Origin of the sequence: Bacillus sp. 3103sda1 (assembly GCF_024159135.1) — a bacterium.
In the GTDB taxonomy this organism is placed as follows: Bacteria; Bacillota; Bacilli; order Bacillales; family Bacillaceae_G; genus Bacillus_A; species Bacillus_A rhizoplanae.
In genome coordinates this window covers 1,258,683-1,276,346 of sequence record NZ_JAMYWS010000001.1, presented here as the reverse complement: position 1 = coordinate 1,276,346, position 17,664 = coordinate 1,258,683, and the positions used below count along the sequence as shown (strand labels likewise).

General features: G+C 36.2%; 16 protein-coding genes. 3 read left to right on the top strand and 13 right to left on the bottom strand.

The window, feature by feature from the left end:
• Window positions 1-357 precede the first annotated feature (357 nt).
• Window positions 358-1,299, top strand: coding sequence for a CAP domain-containing protein (locus tag NKR74_RS06390; RefSeq protein WP_253629023.1), 942 nt, complete (start codon window positions 358-360; stop codon window positions 1,297-1,299).
• A gap of 167 nt (window positions 1,300-1,466) precedes the next feature.
• On the opposite strand, the gene NKR74_RS06385 is transcribed toward NKR74_RS06390, so the two are convergent.
• The 10 genes from NKR74_RS06385 to NKR74_RS06340 form a co-directional block, all read right to left on the bottom strand.
• Window positions 1,467-2,387: an RluA family pseudouridine synthase gene (locus NKR74_RS06385; RefSeq protein ID WP_253629022.1), complete on the bottom strand. Its 921-nt coding sequence runs from the start codon at window positions 2,385-2,387 to the stop codon at window positions 1,467-1,469.
• 281 nt (window positions 2,388-2,668) lie between these two features.
• Window positions 2,669-3,085, bottom strand: a complete 417-nt coding sequence (locus NKR74_RS06380; RefSeq protein ID WP_098310924.1) for a histidinol dehydrogenase — start codon at window positions 3,083-3,085, stop codon at window positions 2,669-2,671.
• Window positions 3,086-3,193: 108 nt separating this feature from the next.
• Window positions 3,194-5,389, bottom strand: a complete 2,196-nt coding sequence (locus NKR74_RS06375; protein ID WP_253629021.1) for an MMPL family transporter — start codon at window positions 5,387-5,389, stop codon at window positions 3,194-3,196.
• 209 nt (window positions 5,390-5,598) lie between these two features.
• Window positions 5,599-6,246 (bottom strand): phosphatase PAP2 family protein, encoded by a 648-nt coding sequence (locus tag NKR74_RS06370; protein WP_253629020.1) that lies wholly within the window; start codon window positions 6,244-6,246, stop codon window positions 5,599-5,601.
• A gap of 59 nt (window positions 6,247-6,305) precedes the next feature.
• Window positions 6,306-7,358, bottom strand: a complete 1,053-nt coding sequence (locus NKR74_RS06365) for a polyamine ABC transporter substrate-binding protein (RefSeq protein ID WP_098310927.1) — start codon at window positions 7,356-7,358, stop codon at window positions 6,306-6,308.
• A 55-nt stretch (window positions 7,359-7,413) separates the two neighbouring features.
• The gene (locus NKR74_RS06360; RefSeq protein ID WP_098310928.1) at window positions 7,414-8,214 is read right to left on the bottom strand and encodes an ABC transporter permease; all 801 of its coding nucleotides are present in this window, start codon (window positions 8,212-8,214) and stop codon (window positions 7,414-7,416) included.
• A 6-nt stretch (window positions 8,215-8,220) separates the two neighbouring features.
• Complete coding sequence (locus NKR74_RS06355) at window positions 8,221-9,066, bottom strand: ABC transporter permease (RefSeq protein WP_098310929.1); 846 nt, start codon at window positions 9,064-9,066, stop codon at window positions 8,221-8,223.
• Complete coding sequence (locus NKR74_RS06350) at window positions 9,063-10,046, bottom strand: ABC transporter ATP-binding protein (RefSeq protein ID WP_253629019.1); 984 nt, start codon at window positions 10,044-10,046, stop codon at window positions 9,063-9,065. The genes NKR74_RS06355 and NKR74_RS06350 overlap by 4 nt, the downstream gene beginning before the upstream one ends.
• A 303-nt stretch (window positions 10,047-10,349) precedes the next feature.
• Window positions 10,350-11,717: an aldehyde dehydrogenase gene (locus NKR74_RS06345; RefSeq protein WP_253629018.1), complete on the bottom strand. Its 1,368-nt coding sequence runs from the start codon at window positions 11,715-11,717 to the stop codon at window positions 10,350-10,352.
• Between the two features lie 312 nt (window positions 11,718-12,029).
• On the bottom strand, window positions 12,030-14,420 hold the full coding sequence (locus tag NKR74_RS06340) for an immune inhibitor A domain-containing protein (protein WP_253629017.1): 2,391 nt from the start codon (window positions 14,418-14,420) through the stop codon (window positions 12,030-12,032).
• A gap of 352 nt (window positions 14,421-14,772) precedes the next feature.
• Between NKR74_RS06340 and NKR74_RS06335 the strand changes: the two genes are divergently transcribed.
• Both NKR74_RS06335 and NKR74_RS06330 read left to right on the top strand, forming a co-directional pair.
• Window positions 14,773-14,904, top strand: a complete 132-nt coding sequence (locus NKR74_RS06335) for an anti-repressor SinI family protein (RefSeq protein WP_253629016.1) — start codon at window positions 14,773-14,775, stop codon at window positions 14,902-14,904.
• A gap of 84 nt (window positions 14,905-14,988) precedes the next feature.
• Window positions 14,989-15,312, top strand: coding sequence for a helix-turn-helix domain-containing protein (locus tag NKR74_RS06330; RefSeq protein ID WP_253629015.1), 324 nt, complete (start codon window positions 14,989-14,991; stop codon window positions 15,310-15,312).
• An 89-nt stretch (window positions 15,313-15,401) separates the two neighbouring features.
• Here NKR74_RS06330 and NKR74_RS06325 read toward each other — a convergent pair whose 3' ends face one another.
• The 3 genes from NKR74_RS06325 to NKR74_RS06315 all read right to left on the bottom strand — a co-directional run bounded on the left by NKR74_RS06325 (window position 15,402) and on the right by NKR74_RS06315 (window position 17,278).
• Entirely contained in the window at window positions 15,402-15,995 is a 594-nt protein-coding gene (locus NKR74_RS06325; RefSeq protein WP_098310935.1) for a CalY family protein, read from the bottom strand.
• Between the two features lies 1 nt (window position 15,996).
• On the bottom strand, window positions 15,997-16,272 hold the full coding sequence (locus NKR74_RS06320) for a hypothetical protein (RefSeq protein ID WP_253629014.1): 276 nt from the start codon (window positions 16,270-16,272) through the stop codon (window positions 15,997-15,999).
• Window positions 16,273-16,507: 235 nt separating this feature from the next.
• Complete coding sequence (locus NKR74_RS06315) at window positions 16,508-17,278, bottom strand: DUF4047 domain-containing protein (RefSeq protein WP_253629013.1); 771 nt, start codon at window positions 17,276-17,278, stop codon at window positions 16,508-16,510.
• Window positions 17,279-17,664: the final 386 nt, after the last annotated feature.

Genomic DNA, 17,664 nt, shown 5'->3' with positions numbered 1-17,664 from the left:
AAGAACGACAAAAAGATTACAATTACGTAAAAAAGCATCCATAATATTCCTCGTTACTCCTCTATAAATGCTGATGTTATCCCTTTTCTCTTCCTCTTCACCGGAAGTTATATCCAATTTATCTTTTATTTCTCCTCAGAAAAAATACTGTCTATTCCTTATACCATCTAGTATTTCGGCATTTGTTCTTTCTCTAAAATCTAGGATAAAAAAGGAAATCTCATAACCTATGAATTTTTTTCCAACCTTTTTTCGACAAAATCTGTGCTACGATGAATTTGTCAGTCAAACAGGCCGACAAAAATAAAATCTGTGTGATAACAGTTTCATAAACTTTTACATAGGGGGACAATTATAATGAAAAAACGTGTTTTACTATCTGTAGCAGCAGCAACTGCTCTTACATTTGGATTAGGAACAAATGGTGCGAAAGCAGAAACAGTGCAACCATCACCAATTAAAGTTCAAAATATTTCGCAATCTCCATTTTTCATGCAACATATGAATCAACAAGACTTCCAATCTTTCTTAACATCTCTTTTAAACTCATATGCAAAATGGAATCCAGGTGCTTTTCAACCAGGTAACTGTGTAATTCCTGGACAACCAACTAACGTAACTATTACAACTCCTTGGGGAGATGTTGTAATTACAAACCCAATTAATAACAACGAAACAAATACACCTGCTGATAAACCAGCTGATAACAACCAAGCTAATAAGCCTGCTGATAAACCAGCTGAGAAGCCTGCTGAGAAGCCTGTTGAGAAGCCTGTTGAGAAGCCTGCTGAGAAGCCTGCTGAGAAGCCTGTTGATAAACCAGCTGATAACAACCAAGCAACTAAACCTGCTGATAAACCAGCTGATAACAACCAAGCTAATAAGCCTGCTGATAAACCAGCTGAAGACTCAAAAGGTTCATTAAGCGCATTTGAACAAAAAGTTGTTGATTTAACAAATGCTGAACGTGCAAAACAAGGTTTACCAGCATTAAAAGTAGACACTGAGTTAAGCAAAGTGGCACGTATTAAATCAGAAGATATGCAAAAAAATCATTACTTCGACCACACTAGCCCAACATACGGTTCTCCGTTTGATATGATGAAACAGTTTGGTATTTCATACAGATCTGCTGGTGAAAATATTGCACAGGGACAACAAACTCCAGAAGAAGTTGTACAAGCTTGGATGAATAGTGCAGGTCACCGTGCAAATATTTTAAATAGCGGATACACACATATCGGTGTTGGCTATGTGGAAAACGGCAACTACTGGACACAGGAATTTATTTCAAAGTAAGCATAAAATGAAACAAATAATCAGTGGGGGTTCTCCCCACTGATTATTTGTTCAACCAATTAGCAGTTTATCTCCTATCTAACTTCTTTGCTTTCTGCTGAATTTGGAGTTTTAGGATTACTGCCTGCAAATAGCGGAATAAATAGAGCCTTCTAAAAAGGCTCTATTTATTTTGTATACATATAAGAATGTAATATATGAGAAAAGTCATGAGGAAGAGGTATATCTACGTCAATTTGACGTTTTGTAATCGGATGTAACATTGAAATGTGAGCAGCATGTAATGCTTGGCGAGAAAGTAGCTTTGTCTTACCTCCATACAATACATCGCCGACCAGTGGATGACCGAGATAACTCATATGAACACGTATTTGATGTGTTCTTCCCGTTTCTAATTGAACTTTAACGAGTGTTACATTGCTCTCTTTTGAATATTGCACGACCTCATAATGCGTTACAGCACGGTCACCTTTTGGAGAAACACGGCGCCTCGATGCATGGTGACGATCTCGTCCAATTGCAGCATTGATTGTGCCCCGCTTCTTTTGTACTTTCCCTTCAACAAGTGCCATATATGTTCTCTTAATTTTGCGTTCCATCAATAATCGATCCATAATCACACCAGCTAATGCATGCTTTGCAAAGACGACCCCGCCTGTTGTATCCTTATCTAGCCGGTGAATGTGACGTACCTTTGTTTCAATTCCTTGCATTTGCAAATGAAATGCTACATAGTTTGCTAATGTCCCTGTCCCGCCTTTACTTGCAGGATGCGTATCTACTTGTATTGGCTTGTTAACAATCAATACATGATCATCTTCATATATGATTTCTATATCATAAAACTCTGGTTCCACGTCATACTCCTCTTGCATGAACATATGAACTTGCAATTTATCTCCTTCTTGCAGTTGTTCACTCCAGCGTTTTCCTTCTCCATTAACAAGAATGCTTTTTTCCATACGATAGTGATGTAATAATTTTTTCGGAACTTGCCATTCTTCTTTCAAAATAGAATCAATCGTTCGTCCCTCCCATACAGAAGGAACCGTAATCTCACACCATTCTCCCATTTTCTTTACTTTCATATAATCACCTTATTTCTATTAATCCTCTTATTGTAACGGAAAATCCCTACTAACGCATAGTTAAAAAGACAGTTCAACAACTAATGAACTGTCCTTAATAGCCCGGATCCGGCAAGTGAAACTTCCCCACTGATGGAAGTTTCACTTTATCCCGCTCTAACGTGCAGTAAAGCTACTACTCCAATGTTATGTAAAAACTAAGAAAATAAGCGAGAATAACTGCCCGTAAGAGCCCGATTGGTTCAACTAACCATCAGAACATCACTGATGGAAGTTTCACTTTATGCACGAAGTTTTTTTATCTCCTGCAACATTTCTTCGGCTTTTCTTTCATATGATAAGTCCTTAAAAAATTCAGCTAGTTTCTTGTAATCATTATAAGCATCTAATAATTGATCTATCGTTTCATGATTACATTTTTTCCGCGGTGTTTTCATTTTAACAGGATAACGATATTCACCTATATCATGAATTTTATAATACTCCTCCTCTACTTGAATAACTTTCACAAGCTCATCTTCTTCCGCATCTAGTGTGTACCCATCAAACTCTCGCAGTAGTTCATAAATAATATGTGTCCATTCATCCTTTGGATAAAAACCTTTTTCTAACCGATAGCCGACAATGCGATACATATGCCCATCATTTTCTGCAAATTGTACAGTATCATTCAATTTAAATTTAAAATAACGAAACATTGTCTTCACCCACTCTTATATGTAATTTCCTTATCTCATACTATTCGCTAAAAGGGTGGGGGGCTATTCATACAAATAGCTCTCACCATATAAGATGAGAGCTATTTTTCAATGCATTTCTTTCTGTTTCTTCTTCCTAAATGGGAGCCACCAGTTCCACTCACCAAACATTTTCATTAAACTCGGTACAAGGATTAATCGAATAATTGTTGCATCAAGAAATATCGCTAGCGCAACGCCAAGTCCCATTTGTTTCACTGGCAAAATATCAGTAAAAGCAAATGCACCTGTAACAACAATCATAATTAGTGCGGCTGATGTAATAATTCGGCTCGTTGACACTAATCCCTCTAATGTTGCATAATCATTATCTCTTGTCTCCTCGTATAATTCATGAATACGTGAAATAAGAAATACTTCATAGTCCATACTTAATCCAAATACTAACCCGAAAATAAAGATCGGTAATACAAATAATACTGAGCTCTGTTCTAATCCAAAATGGCCTCCTTCAAAGAGCCAAATGACAATTCCAATTGTCGCACTTAAACTAAGCACATTCATCACAATTGCTTTAATCGGTATAAGCAACGAACGAAATGCTAGCAATAAAATCAGAAATGTTGAAGCGAAAATAACAGACATACCAACAACAACTTTATTTTTAATCTCATCTTCTAGTTCTTGTTGAAATGTTGTCATTCCACCTAAATAATACGTTATACCTTCCGTTTTATAGTTTTCTTTAAAATCTCGCACCCATTGCTTTGCCTCTTCTGTTCTTGGCTTTGTATCTAAAACAATTTCAATTGTTGTCTTATTATCTTTCACATACGCCTCTAATACTGGCTCTACTTGCGCACGACTTGGCGATTGCAGCATTGCTGACAGTTGTTCTGCAGACATATTTCCAAGCTGCTCATATAGACTCTTTACTTCATATACATTTTTATCATTCTTTAACTTCTGCACAACCTTTTGCAACGTTTGTAAATTTTCTTTTTCTGTTACATTTCCTTTTGTCTCAACAACAAGTGTTACATCTGCATGAGTTTTTACCATTTTATTAAACGCGTCTTCATAACGTTCATAGGCAATGCGCGCTTCACTTTTCTCAGGTAATGATTCTACACCAGGGAACTGTAAATCTGCACTGCGCAGCGGTAATAAACAAATAATAATAAATGTAAATACAACAACTGTCATCACAATCGGATACTTCATTACAAACTGTGCAAATTTACGCCACATTGGTGCTGTGCGATGAACATTTTGGTTCTTTCCTATTAAACGTTTCCCCATTAATGCTAACAACGCTGGGAGCATCGTTAAAGAAAATAAAATACTCATTACTACAACAATCATCCCACTAATTGCGACAGATTGAATATAATCAATTTTGAAAAAGAATAAACCAGATAAACCGACAAATACACATAAACCTGAGAAAATAATTGCACGACCAGCCGTTTGATATGTAACTATAATTGCTTCTTTAACAGAACGATGTGCAAGCTCTTCTCGAAAACGATTAACAAATAAAAGAGCAAAATCAATGGATAAAGCAAGCCCAATCATCGGCGCCACGTTTAGTACAAAAATAGAAAGTTCCTTTTGTTCTCCGATAAAATATAAAATCCCCATCGTACTAATAACACTTAGCGCTCCGTTTAAAATAGGCAAAATAGATGCAAACAAGCTACCAAAAGAAAGCAATAATACAAGAAAAGCAATCGGCAAACCAATCATCTCTGCTACTTTCAAATCATTTTGTGTTCTTGTATTTATTTCATCATTAATGACTGGATATCCAGTTGGAGACACTTTTACTTCCCCGTTACTTTCTTTTTGAATCTCCTTTGCAAAGGCTAATGTTTTATCTTTCCGCTCTTTACTTGTTTTCCCGGAAAATAAAATGGTTGCATAAGCAATATCATCCTGTAACATTGCTTTGTTTTCTATAGGATGATGAAAAGAATCATATGTTTCTTCTTTTTGAATTTTTTTTACAATCTCATCAATTCTCTCTGTAAATCTTTGCTGAGACACACCTTGTTCTTTTTGAAAGACAAGCAGAAGCGTATCTTGTGACTGTTTAAAGTCTTTCTCTAATATCCCTTTTGTCGTTTGATAATCGCCTTCCGTTTGAAATCCATCCCCGCCTAATACCCCTGGAAGCTTCGGTGCAAATATGCCAAGTGTCACAGCTAGCAATACTAATAGAGCAATCGTTGTATAGCGAAATCGATATAAGAACGCTCCAACCTTTCCCCATGCATCTACTTTATGTACAGTTGTTTTCACCAAATATCACCTATCCCTCTTCTCCATTCTATGTCTTAGTGTATCATATCCATTCTCCAGCTCGTAAAGTGAAACTTCCATCAGTAGGGGCTTTTTTCATCCCCCATCTAGCTTCTTCGATTCTCTCTCAATCTTGAGGTGGGGGTCTTACTGCACGCGAATAGCGGGATAAAAAAAGCTACCCTTTTACCCAAAAGGATAGCCTTATTTTAACGTTCCTGATTCGTTTGAAAACGAGCTGAAAATAAGCGATGTAAGTAAATCGTGATAATAAGTAATATACCACCCATACAATAACCAGCTAAAACATCAGTCGGATAATGTACAGATAAAATGATGCGACTTAGTCCAATTAAGACAATGACTACAATTGCCAATATCGTTACAAAGCATTTCGCTACTGCACTTTTTACGTTTGCTGCGATGATATAAGCAAGAAATCCATACGTAACAATCACTAACATCGCATGTCCACTCGGAAAGCTATATCCAAGTGCATCTAGCGCCTCATTTATATTTGGACGATCTCTTTTTACAATGGATTTGATAAGCTTATTAATAAGATTCGTACTAATAATAGAAAGAGGATATATTACCATCGCTACGTAATAACGCTTCTTCCAAAAAAAGAAAAGACTTACTACTAGCACACTTACAATTCCAATTTCAGAACCGAGTTTTGTAAAATAACGAAAAAATGAAAGCGATGCTTCTGTTTGAAATCCCTTTACCATCATTCTCACATATTCATCAACTATCGTTACTCCGCCTGAACGTACTTTCCATGCAATGATACTAAATAATCCAAGCAAAAGTATGATGCACATCATCTCATACATATGTAATTTCTTTTTCAACCTTCAGTTCCCCCTGCTATAAAAAAACGCGATTTCCGCTAAGAAATCGCGTTTTTTTATTATTTCCCTTTTCCTGTCTTTAGTTCTGTCCAGTAACGATCATAATCTTTTAATTTCCCATCCACATCGACAAGCCATTCTGTACGACTTAACTCTTCTGGCGTTAAGAAAATCATACGATTCTCTTGATATTCTTTACTATGAAGAGAACGAGCTTTTTCATTTGGATTACTATATCCAATGGATTCATAGTTTTTCACACTGACTTTTGGATCCATTAAGTAGTTAATAAACTTCTCTGCAAGCTCTTTATGTTTTGCACCCTTTGGAATCGCTAATGTATCTGCCCAAATTGTTCCGCCTTCTTTTGGAACTACGTAACCAACATCTTTATTCTCTTTTGCAATAAACGCTGCATCTCCAGACCATACTGTACCAATCCATGCTTCTTCTGTAATGAAATTTTGCTTAATATTATCTGTATCAAACGCTAATACATTTGGTAATAATTTTTGAATATCCGTGAAAGCTGTTTTTAATTCAGCATCATTTTGCGTACTATTTGAAAATCCATTTTTCTTAAGTCCCATACCAAGCACTTCACGAGAATCATTTAATAACTCTACGTGACCTTTATATTTTTCATCCCAAAGATCACTCCAACTTGTTGGCGTTTCTTTCACATATTTTTTATTATAAGCAATTCCTGTTACGCCCCATGTATAAACAATGGAATACTTATTTTCCGGATCAAACGGAGGCGTTTTAAAGTTCGAAACAAGATTTTCTACATTCGGAATGTTCTTTTTATCTAACGGCTCTAACAAATTCATGTTTACCATTGTTTTTACCATATAATCAGACGGTTGAATTAAATCATACTGCGCACCGCCTGCTTGTAATTTCGCAAGCATTTCTTCATTACTTGCATACTTATCATAGTTCACTTTAACGTTATACTTTTTTTCAAAGTCTTTAATAACTTGCTCATCAAAGTTATCAGCCCAGCTGTAAATATTTAATTCCTCTTTCTTTTCACCGCATCCTGCTAACACTCCAGCGGTAATTCCGAAAGTAAGTACTGTACTGGCAGCTACTTTCATCCATTTCATTTGCATTCCCTCCTGAATTTGAGCTTAATAGATGCAACCTGTATTCGTTCATCTATTATAATGGCAAATGGCCTCCTGAATTTTCTTCTCCATCCGCACCTTTTTTACGGAACATTTCAGAAGCAATCATTAATCCAACAATCACAACAATCAAAATTGTAGAAAGCGCATTGATTTCTGGCGTTACACCATGTTTTACCATACTGTAAATATACAGCGGTAATGTTGTTGATCCTGGTCCTGATACGAAGAAGCTAATAACGAAATCATCAATAGATAATGTAAATGTTAATAATGCCGCTGAAATAATACCTGGTGTGAGTCCTGGTAGCGTCACATAACGAAACGTTTGCCACGGAGTCGCACCTAAATCATTCGCCGCTTCTTCTAAATCACGTCCCATACCTGAAAGTCGTGCCGATAAAATAATAACAACAAATGAAACACTAAATGTAATATGAGCAATAATAATTGTCATTTTCCCAAGTTCAATCCCAAGCTGACTAAACAAAATTAGAAGTGATAATCCCATTAAAATATCTGGAATTAAAATTGGTAAATATACAAGTCCGTTAATTGCACCTTCAAAACGATATTTATAACGATGCAGAGCAACTGCAAACAAAACACCAAGCAGCGTAGAAACAATTGTCGTAACAACAGCAATTGTTAAACTGTTTACAAACGCATCCAGTACATCCTGTTTTTGAAATAAATCTGTATACCAATGAAGTGTAAAGCCTTGCCACTCCGCATTAATACGCGAGTCATTAAACGAATACACCATGAGTACCATCATTGGTAAATAAAGAAACAATAAAATCAACCAAGAATAGGTGACTAAAAACTTTTTCATATTCGTTTATTCCCCTCCGTTTCCATAGTTATATACTTTCGTAGCACGATAATATAAATAAATTAACAGAACGGAGAATAACACAACAATGATAGATAATGCTGATCCAAACGGCCAATCACGTGCACCTAAAAACTGATTTTGAATAACATTTCCGATTAATGCAACTTTCGAACCACCCATGATATCTGATACAACGAACATACCAATAGATGACACAAATACTAAAATCGAACCCGTCGCTATCCCTGACATCGTCATTGGAATTGTTACATGCCAAAACGCTTTAAGCGGTGTGGCTCCTAGATCGTATGCAGCTTCTAATTTTCTCTTATCAAGCTGTGCAATTGCTGCATATACAGGTAAAATCATAAACGGTAATAGTGAATATACCATTCCTAAAATAACAGATGGCGTATTATATAATAAATTTAAAGGTTCACTAATAACACCTAACTTCATCAATACTGTATTAACAAGTCCTTGTGAACGTAAAATAATAATCCAAGCATACGAACGTATTAAAAAGTTAATCCAAAACGGAATTGTTGCAAGAAGTAGTAAAATAGATTGCCATTTACGATCCACAATTGTTATCGTATAAGCAAATGGATATCCAATCAATAAACAAAGTACTGTTGTAATAACCGCAATTTTCACTGTTTCCCATAACGTCTCCATATAGAGCGGATCAAACACACGTCTCATATTCTCTAACGTAAAGCTCATCTCAACTGTCCCATACGCCCCGCGCTGCATAAATGCAAAAGCTAATACAAACAAGAGAGGGACTAAGAAGAAGGCACACAACCAAATAGCTGTAGGTAATGCAAGTAATTTTCCTTTTTTCAATTTAAGGTCACCTCATCCGCTTGCTCCCAGCCTACATATACATTATCACCAATGTCCCACTGCATTACTTCTTCTGCACTTTGATATGCCATCCATAGTTCTGCCGTCTTCTCATCGCGAATATATAATTTCTCCATATTTCCAACAAATTCAATATCTTCAATATGACCAAGGTGGTATCCAGGGACAGCTTGCTCTTCCACTGAACGTACTTTTACATTTTCTGGACGTACTGCCACATAAGTTTCCCCTGTTTGAATAATATTGTTTTCCCCAATAAATTTTGCAACGAACAGCGTTTTTGGTTTATGATAAATTTCTTTTGGTGTTCCGATTTGTTCAATGTGACCTTTGTTCATAACCACGATGCGATCGCTCATGCTCATCGCTTCTTCTTGATCATGCGTCACATAAATGAACGTAATACCAAGATTACGTTGTAAGTTTTTCAATTCACGTTGCAAATCTTTTCTAAGCTTAAAGTCTAGCGCTCCTAGTGGCTCATCTAATAACAACACACGAGGATTATTTACAATTGCACGCGCAATCGCCACACGCTGCTGTTGCCCACCAGAAAGTTTAGCCGGCTTACGATTACGGAATTCTGTTAACTGTGTTAAACGCATCGCTTCCTCAACACGCTCTTTTTGTTCTGCTTCAGCAACCTTTTGCATCTTCAGTCCAAAACGAATATTTTTCTCAACGGTCATATGCGGGAATAGCGCATAATGCTGGAATACTAAATTCATATGACGTTTATAAGGAGGCAAGTCATTAATCTTTTCTTCATCAAGTGCAATCGTACCTTTTGTTGGTGTCTCAAAGCCAGCAATCATACGAAGTAACGTTGTTTTCCCACAACCACTCGGACCAAGAATTGTTACAAACTCTCCTTCTTTAATATCTAAAGAAAGCGGTGGAATAATAACTTGGTCCCCAAAATATTTTTCTACTGCTTCGACCTTAATAATATTTTTCATTTCCTCATCCTATCTATCTCATATTTTCTATATCAATCTAAACAAAAAATCATGTTTTATACCACGCTAACAGACAGTAAAAATTTGAATAGTTACAGAAGTTTCACTCTATGTAGTATGTTTTATTCCGCTATTCATGTGCCATAAGCCTCCACCTCAAAATTCCGAGGAATCAAAAAATAGATGTGGAGAACCCCTATCAATAAAAATTTCACTTTATATGATACACACCCTGAATAGAAAAACCCCTTCAATTATGAAGGGGTTTTATCATACAGCTACGCTAACTGATAAATACCATCACTATTTTAACAATTTTCGGATGAATTTTAAAGCACTTTTTGTAGAAGAATAGCGGATTTTCATGTCAAACACTGTCGATTGAGATAAAATACTTTTATAATGCGAAAAGGTTTGAAAGCTAGACTCTCCATGATAACTACCCAATCCGCTTGGACCAACACCACCAAATGGTAAATATGGAGTCGCTAAATGATACACAGCGTCATTAATACAACCACCTCCATAAGAAATGGATTGCGTCACTTGCTTTTGTATATCTCGTTCCTCAGCAAAAACATATAATGCTAATGGCTTCGGATGACGTTGAACAGTTGCAATCACATCTTCTATATGTTCATATTCTAACAGTGGTAAGATTGGCCCAAAAATCTCATCTTCCATTACCGCATGATTCCACGTCACACCTGTAAGCACTGTAGGTTCAATAAGTAGTTTATCATTATCATAATTACCGCCTATCACAGCCTTCCCATCTTCCAAAAATGAACACAATCTTTCAAAATGACGCTGACTCACAATACGAACATATTTTTCATTTTGCAAAGGCTGCTCTCCGTATTGTTCACGCACAGCCTTTCTCATTTCTTCTATAAACTGTTCTTTAATAGAGGAATGAACATATACATAATCCGGCGCAACACACGTTTGTCCTGCATTTAAAAATTTCCCCCATACAATCCGACGCGCTGCAACATCAAGCTTTGCATCTTTATGAACAATACAAGGGCTTTTGCCACCAAGTTCAAGTGTAAGAGGTGTTAATTGTTTTGCAGCTGCCTCCATAACAATTTTCCCAACTCCGACACTCCCGGTAAAGAAAATATAATCAAACGGCTCCTTTAATAAAGCTGTACTCGTCTCAACGCCACCCTCCACTACAGCGACAAGCTCTGACGGGAATAGTTCCGTTAACATTTTCGCAATAATCTTAGAGACATTTGGTGTTAACTCTGAAGGTTTTAATATAACTGTGTTTCCGGCTGCCAATGCTCCAATTAACGGGGCAAGCGCAAGTTGAAACGGATAATTCCACGGGGCAATCACCAACGTTACACCATAGGGCTCAGGAATAATTTTTCCCTTCGATCCAATATGAGTCATTGCTGTTTTAGCACGCCTCGGTTTACTCCACTTCGAAAGATTCTTTGTCGTAAACGAAATTTCTTTTAACGTATACCCAATCTCTGTTGTATACGATTCATGCTCTGATTTATTTAAATCAAGCTTTAGCGCTTGAAAAATTTCAGACTCATAACGCTGAATACTTGCATATAGCGCTTGTAGCTGTTTCTTTCTCTCATCGATTGCTCTTGTTTTCCCGCTATAAAAGTGCGTTTTTTGTCGTTCTATAATTGATGCAATCTCCATAAATATTCACCTCTCTATTTCATCGTATATCATAATACATTCTTGTTTCTTCCTATTTAAAATAAAACTTCTATGAGTGATTTTTGCATTCTCGACTAATGAAAAGCTCGCATCAATCAAGTGCATGCTAGTAGTTATCCCCCACCTAGCTTCTTTGCTTCTCTCTGAATCTTGAGATGGAGTTCTTACTGCCCGTTAATGCGGGATAAAACGATATGTAGAATTTAATTATATATTACTTTACAAATGACTTGAAACATATTTGCCCATGAAAAAAGCTGTTGAAAGGAATCCCTTTCAACAGCTTCTCCATTATTTGCGGTATACGCGAATTGCACCTGCAGAATTATCGTCTGCTTCTCCAACTACTTCAAACTTTAGTCCAAGCTGCGGCACTTTACGTCCTGCATCTGGAATTGCGTTGTTCATATACGCTTTAGAGTCATCAAACTTCGTTACACCCGGTAATCCTTTGTAATCAAACGTTCCGCGTGTTGGAGAGACAACTTTCCAAGCCGGTGTTTGATCAAATGAGAACGCAGCATCTACAACTTGGTATCTTGTGCTATTCGCAACACTCGGTTTACCATCTAATGTTCCCCAAATTGCTTCTGGGTGAGAGTCAACAACACCAAGGAACCCTTCACCTGGATGAACACCAACCCAGTTATCTGTAAAGCTAGAGTCTGCATACCATACAACAAGACCTGTATTGTACACTGGACCGCGGCCATATTGTAACGCCTCATCTGCACCAGCATAGTTTCTCCACTCTAAATAGTAGTTATGTTGCTTCTTATCAACACCGTTTGATACAACGAAGCCGTTTAATGTAAATTGTGGTGTACCTTCTGCATCATCAGAGAACACAACCTTGCCATCTACAGTTAATGTAGCATTGTCTAACGTAAAGCCGTTTGGAGCTAAACCACCATCTGTAATATATTCGAATACTAATTTTACTTTTTGACCTTTAAATTGGCTTAAGTCATATGACTTATCTACCCATTTACCATCAGTTGTATCCATGCCGCCTTTAACTTTTTCATCACCGATTGTGTCAACTAACGTTTTCGTTCCATCTTCCGCTACTGCATGTACTTCAAGGAAATCATAATCTGCTTCAACTTCATACAATGATTTGTAATCAAATTTCGCATTTGTTGCATTTGTTAAATCAAATACGGGCGTTTCTAATGTTGTATGAAGATCATCGCCTTTTGTACTATAGTAGTATTTTTGACCGAATGCAGGCTGAATACCTTTTACATCTTTATCAGGTAAATTCACACGAATCAGGCCAGGACGAGCTGATTTCGTTACACTTTGATCTAAGAATGTTGCAAAACCAATCCCTTTATTTAACTTATCATAATCTACTTCAACAATATTTGCCCAGTTACCGCCAATGTTCTTTTGGAAGAACTCTTTGTTTTGCGGAGAGAAGCTTGTTGGTGCTGTGCCCGCAATGTTACCAGCCCAGCTGCCGCCACTCATAATAGACCAAGCTTGAACCGGCTCACCTGCACCAGTATACTGTGTATCATACTCATCAGGAAGACCTAAATCATGGCCATATTCATGTGCGAATACACCAACTGCTCCGTCTTCTGGCTCAATTGTGTAATCAAATGCTGCCATCTTACCGCCCCAATATGGAACCTTTGCTTGTGTGCCTTCAACTGGATATGGTTTTGGTCCAATCGTCCAGCGATGAGACCAAATTGCATCGTTACCTAGTTTACCGCCGCCAGCTTCTTGTCCTACACCAGCATGAAGTACCATTAAATGGTCAACAAGTCCATCTGGTTCATTTTTATTACCGTCGCCATCTATATCATATTGATCAAACTCATCATAGTCGGCTAAGTTTACACCACTATCCACTGCAGCTTTTAATGCATCTTTTACAAGATCACGTGGACCTAGAGGACCTTTATTATCGTGACCACTTTCAGCATCACCACCATAATCAGCAGCTTTCCCTGGAACAGTTAACCAATTTGTTACTGTTCCGTCTACTGTATAGCTGCCGCCTGATTGCTCTTCATAGTAATTCTTAAATGTTTCAATTTTTGAACCATCGAATAATGTAAACGGCTCATCACCAAATAACATCTTTTCATAGTGTTCTTTATTAAAGTCATCAGAGTACATGTAACCAGGTTCTTGATCAATGTTGTTATGCTTAAAGTCAGCATATTCTACAAGTAATACAAGAACTTTATCTTCGCGAACAGGCCCGTTATACTCCTTTTGCTTCGCTGAAGTAGTTGGTACTTTACCGTTTAGTCCCGCTTTACCAACAGCTTGTCCAGCTACCGGACCGCCGACATGTTCATTTGCCTTTTCTTTTGTGTCAGCCTTTTCATCTTTAACTTTTTTCAGAAAGTCAGAAGCTTCTTTCGTAACACTATCCCCCGCTGCTGGTTCTTTTCCAGGATTTTCACCTTTTTTCTTTTCTACATATTTTTCAACAGCTTTTAACGTGTCTTCTTTCGACGCTGATTCACTAATTACGCCACGCTTCTTTAGTGCATCAGCCAATCTGTCCTCTGGAATTAAATGATCATCGATTGGACTAGAAGTTGTTACATTAGATGGTGTTGCCGCATAAGCAGATTGGCTTCCAAACCCAAATGTGCAGCTAAGCACAGCTGTCACCGCAAGCGTAGACAGCACCTTAAAAGGCTTTTTCTTCATCCCTATTTCCTCCCTAAGCTCAAATATGTACTAATATTTTGATAATATTAAAAATTCAATCTTTTTACAATATATTGTCTTAATTTGTAATATTTTTGAAAAAATCCTTCATTTTATATACATACATATACAGATTTATATATATTTTCAGAAAATATTGATAAATTACAATGAACATATTAAAATTCTATATAGAATCACAAACTTCAGTTATATTTTTACAAAACTTAAAATTACGACCAAGTTTTACATTTTTCGACAGAGTTATAATTTTTAAGATTTTAATAGTGTTAATTACAATTTTTATATCCATATCTTCATATAAAGATTAACCATTAAGGGGAGATCATGCTTGCAAACAAATAAAAAGGAAATACTAGATCAAGAGTGGATCGATTTACTGCTGGAAGCTTTAGATATGAATATTAACACTCAAGAAATTAAAAATTTTTTAAAACTGGCGAATCAAGAATCACATAACTAATCATCATTGTTCTTTTTAAAGAAAAATGTGTTATAATAAATTACATCTTATGTCGACTACATACAGTAAGAAAGGTGCGCTAACATGATTGGAGAACGTATAAAACGACTGCGTCTACAAAGAGGTATTTCCTTAACAGAACTTGCTGAAAAAGCAGGCGTTGCAAAATCATACATTAGCTCTATCGAACGAAACTTACAAAAAAATCCTTCAATTCAATTTCTCGAAAAAATTTCCAACGTTCTGCATGTTTCTGTTGATGTTCTTCTTCATGACGAGCCTACAGAAGAACACGCAATGGACTCAGAATGGATGAATCTTGTTAAAGAAGCCATGCATTCTGGTGTTTCCAAAGAACAATTCCGCGAATTTTTAGAGTTTAATAAGTGGAAACAGAAACAAAAATAATATATTGTGAAAAGGGTGTTCTCTATGGAGACACTCTTTTTTATTTACACAACAAAAGCGGGGAAAATCCCCGCTTTTTATTATATCGCTTACTTCTCTTCGCCTTCAGTTTGTGAAGCGTTAAATGTCCAGTTTAATTTTAATTTGTCGCCTTGGAATTTATTTTGATCTTGACCATTATCAACAAATTCAAATTCTACCCATAAGTAATCTTCAGATTTTGGAGCAAGTCCGCCTTCCTCAGCCCACTCTGGTGCGAATACGTCTTTACCTACTGCATCGGGGTTTTCTTTCTGTAATTCCGCTAATGTTTTAGAATAGATTGGCTCACTTTGTTTATCCCAGTTCCAGAAGAAGTTTACACGAATATGTTCACCAAGGTCTTCCCCATTGTTATCACCTTTCGCATCTAAAACTTCATATTTAGTTGCTAATTGCACATCCTTAATCGTTAAGGAGCCTTTATTTTTCAATACAAATTCTCGCTTCATTGTATCGCCTGGTTTTAAATCCTTTACATCAACCAATACTTTTGGATTAACATTAAGATCTAATGTACCATTCGCAAATGTATTGTTTGTTTCTGCTTTATCACTAAAGAATGCAAACGTTCCTCCACCAATTAAAGATAACCCTAATGCTGCAGATGCTACTCCCATGCCCAACTTTTTCTTAATACCCATTCTAAATTCCCCCAATTTTCTTTTTATTGTTAGCTCTTATGAAGGTAAGAGATATAACTGGTTGTATAATTGCTTCGTTTCGACATAACTTTTGTAAATATACTTCCTCTTTCTCTCTATGTATGTTCTTTAACAAGCCTCTCTGATTCATTATAAAGAACGATAAGTACAGAAATAAAATCGCAAAAACTTCCAAATTTTCTGTCTTTTTTCGGTTTATTCCTATTTTTCTTTCCTTTTCGCCTTCTTTCTTACAAATTCTCTTTTTTTCATGCATATATGATATTTCCTACAAGAAAGGGTAAGGCACCTCTTATTTAATGTAGCAAATAAGAGGCGCCTTACCCTTTCTCTTTATGATCGTTTCTCTCGCTTTTGATATACAAATAATCCAATAAGCATCATTCCGATCCCGATTAAAATTGTATTCATAATATATATTCCAAATTCCTCTTGCAATATATTTTATATATTAGTCTCTATTTATGTAGAAGGCATAACCGAAATATGCATTACTGCTTTGTTTCCACAGCAGTTGATGCTTCTTGCTTTACTTCTTCTTTACTTTTCTCAGATTGTGTAGGTGCTAAATCGTCTTCTTGAACTTGTTTTTGTTGTTCTACATTCGCATTATTTCCCTGTTTTTTCTCTTCTTGTTTTGAAGATTTTTGTTCTTGCTGAGAAGACGTTTTAGGTTGTTCAGACGTTTGTTTCTTTGCTTCGTTTGTTTGCTTCATTTTTTCTTCATTGATTTGTTTTTCTAATGCTTGAATATGTTCATCGACTTTTTGTAAAATCTCTTGCTTGTCCATATCATTACGAATACTTTGAATTTGTGTAAAACCAGCTTGTACATATTTTAATATTTCTTGTGCTGATTCCCTGTTATTTACCTTTATATCTTCTACTACTTCGTTATAATATGATTCAATCTCAGTATAAATGCTTTGCACTGCTGTTATTTCTACCTTGATTACTTCACGGTGTTGCTTCCATACAGCAAGCTTATCTTCTAATTCTGCAACAGTTTCATTTGAGTTTACTGCACTATTTATCACATTGTAATGAGTGAAAATAGCGTCCTTATGCTTCTTTGCTTCCTCTGTTAATTTTTCAATTGTTTTCGGAAAAACAATTGCGGCTGAGAGGTCCGATTGTACTGTTTGTTGATTTGAAAAAGATGCTTCTGTATATGTTACTACTTGAGATCCCATATAAAAGGCCATAGAGCATATACACGGTAATATGAGCATATTTCTTACTTTCTTTGAAAATTTTTTCATAACCACATCTCCCATTGTGCACATTTAATTTCTTTATAAAAAATTTATCATTATAATGAAAAGCTCGAAAAAGTAAACCTAAGTAAAAACGAAAGTGCTATGCATTCATGAAGAAATGCCTAGTATATTTTATATCGAATCCTACAATTCTTTATAAAGAATAAGACTATCTCATAAAGATAGCCTCCTCGTTAATTTCTTACTTATCTATTCCGTCAGTATGCTGTGCTGCAAATGTATTGTTCATTACTTCTTTCATTCCAATTGTCACTAAGTTCTACATATATTTATTAATTCTCAGTAATTGGGATGATAACCGTTTTATCCCCATTAACAGGTAGTAAACCCGATTGGTTCAACTAACCATCAGTGGAGGATACCCCCAC

Coding starts and splice junctions, on each gene's coding strand:
- NKR74_RS06330 (WP_253629015.1), top strand. CDS start 14,989: ATGATTGGAGAACGTATAAAACGACTGCGTCTACAAAGAGGTATTTCC.
- NKR74_RS06340 (WP_253629017.1), bottom strand. CDS start 14,420: ATGAAGAAAAAGCCTTTTAAGGTGCTGTCTACGCTTGCGGTGACAGCT.
- NKR74_RS06385 (WP_253629022.1), bottom strand. CDS start 2,387: ATGAAAGTAAAGAAAATGGGAGAATGGTGTGAGATTACGGTTCCTTCT.
- NKR74_RS06360 (WP_098310928.1), bottom strand. CDS start 8,214: ATGAAAAAGTTTTTAGTCACCTATTCTTGGTTGATTTTATTGTTTCTT.
- NKR74_RS06390 (WP_253629023.1), top strand. CDS start 358: ATGAAAAAACGTGTTTTACTATCTGTAGCAGCAGCAACTGCTCTTACA.
- NKR74_RS06315 (WP_253629013.1), bottom strand. CDS start 17,278: ATGAAAAAATTTTCAAAGAAAGTAAGAAATATGCTCATATTACCGTGT.
- NKR74_RS06325 (WP_098310935.1), bottom strand. CDS start 15,995: ATGGGTATTAAGAAAAAGTTGGGCATGGGAGTAGCATCTGCAGCATTA.
- NKR74_RS06320 (WP_253629014.1), bottom strand. CDS start 16,272: ATGCATGAAAAAAAGAGAATTTGTAAGAAAGAAGGCGAAAAGGAAAGA.
- NKR74_RS06365 (WP_098310927.1), bottom strand. CDS start 7,358: ATGAAATGGATGAAAGTAGCTGCCAGTACAGTACTTACTTTCGGAATT.
- NKR74_RS06380 (WP_098310924.1), bottom strand. CDS start 3,085: ATGTTTCGTTATTTTAAATTTAAATTGAATGATACTGTACAATTTGCA.
- NKR74_RS06350 (WP_253629019.1), bottom strand. CDS start 10,046: ATGAAAAATATTATTAAGGTCGAAGCAGTAGAAAAATATTTTGGGGAC.
- NKR74_RS06345 (WP_253629018.1), bottom strand. CDS start 11,717: ATGGAGATTGCATCAATTATAGAACGACAAAAAACGCACTTTTATAGC.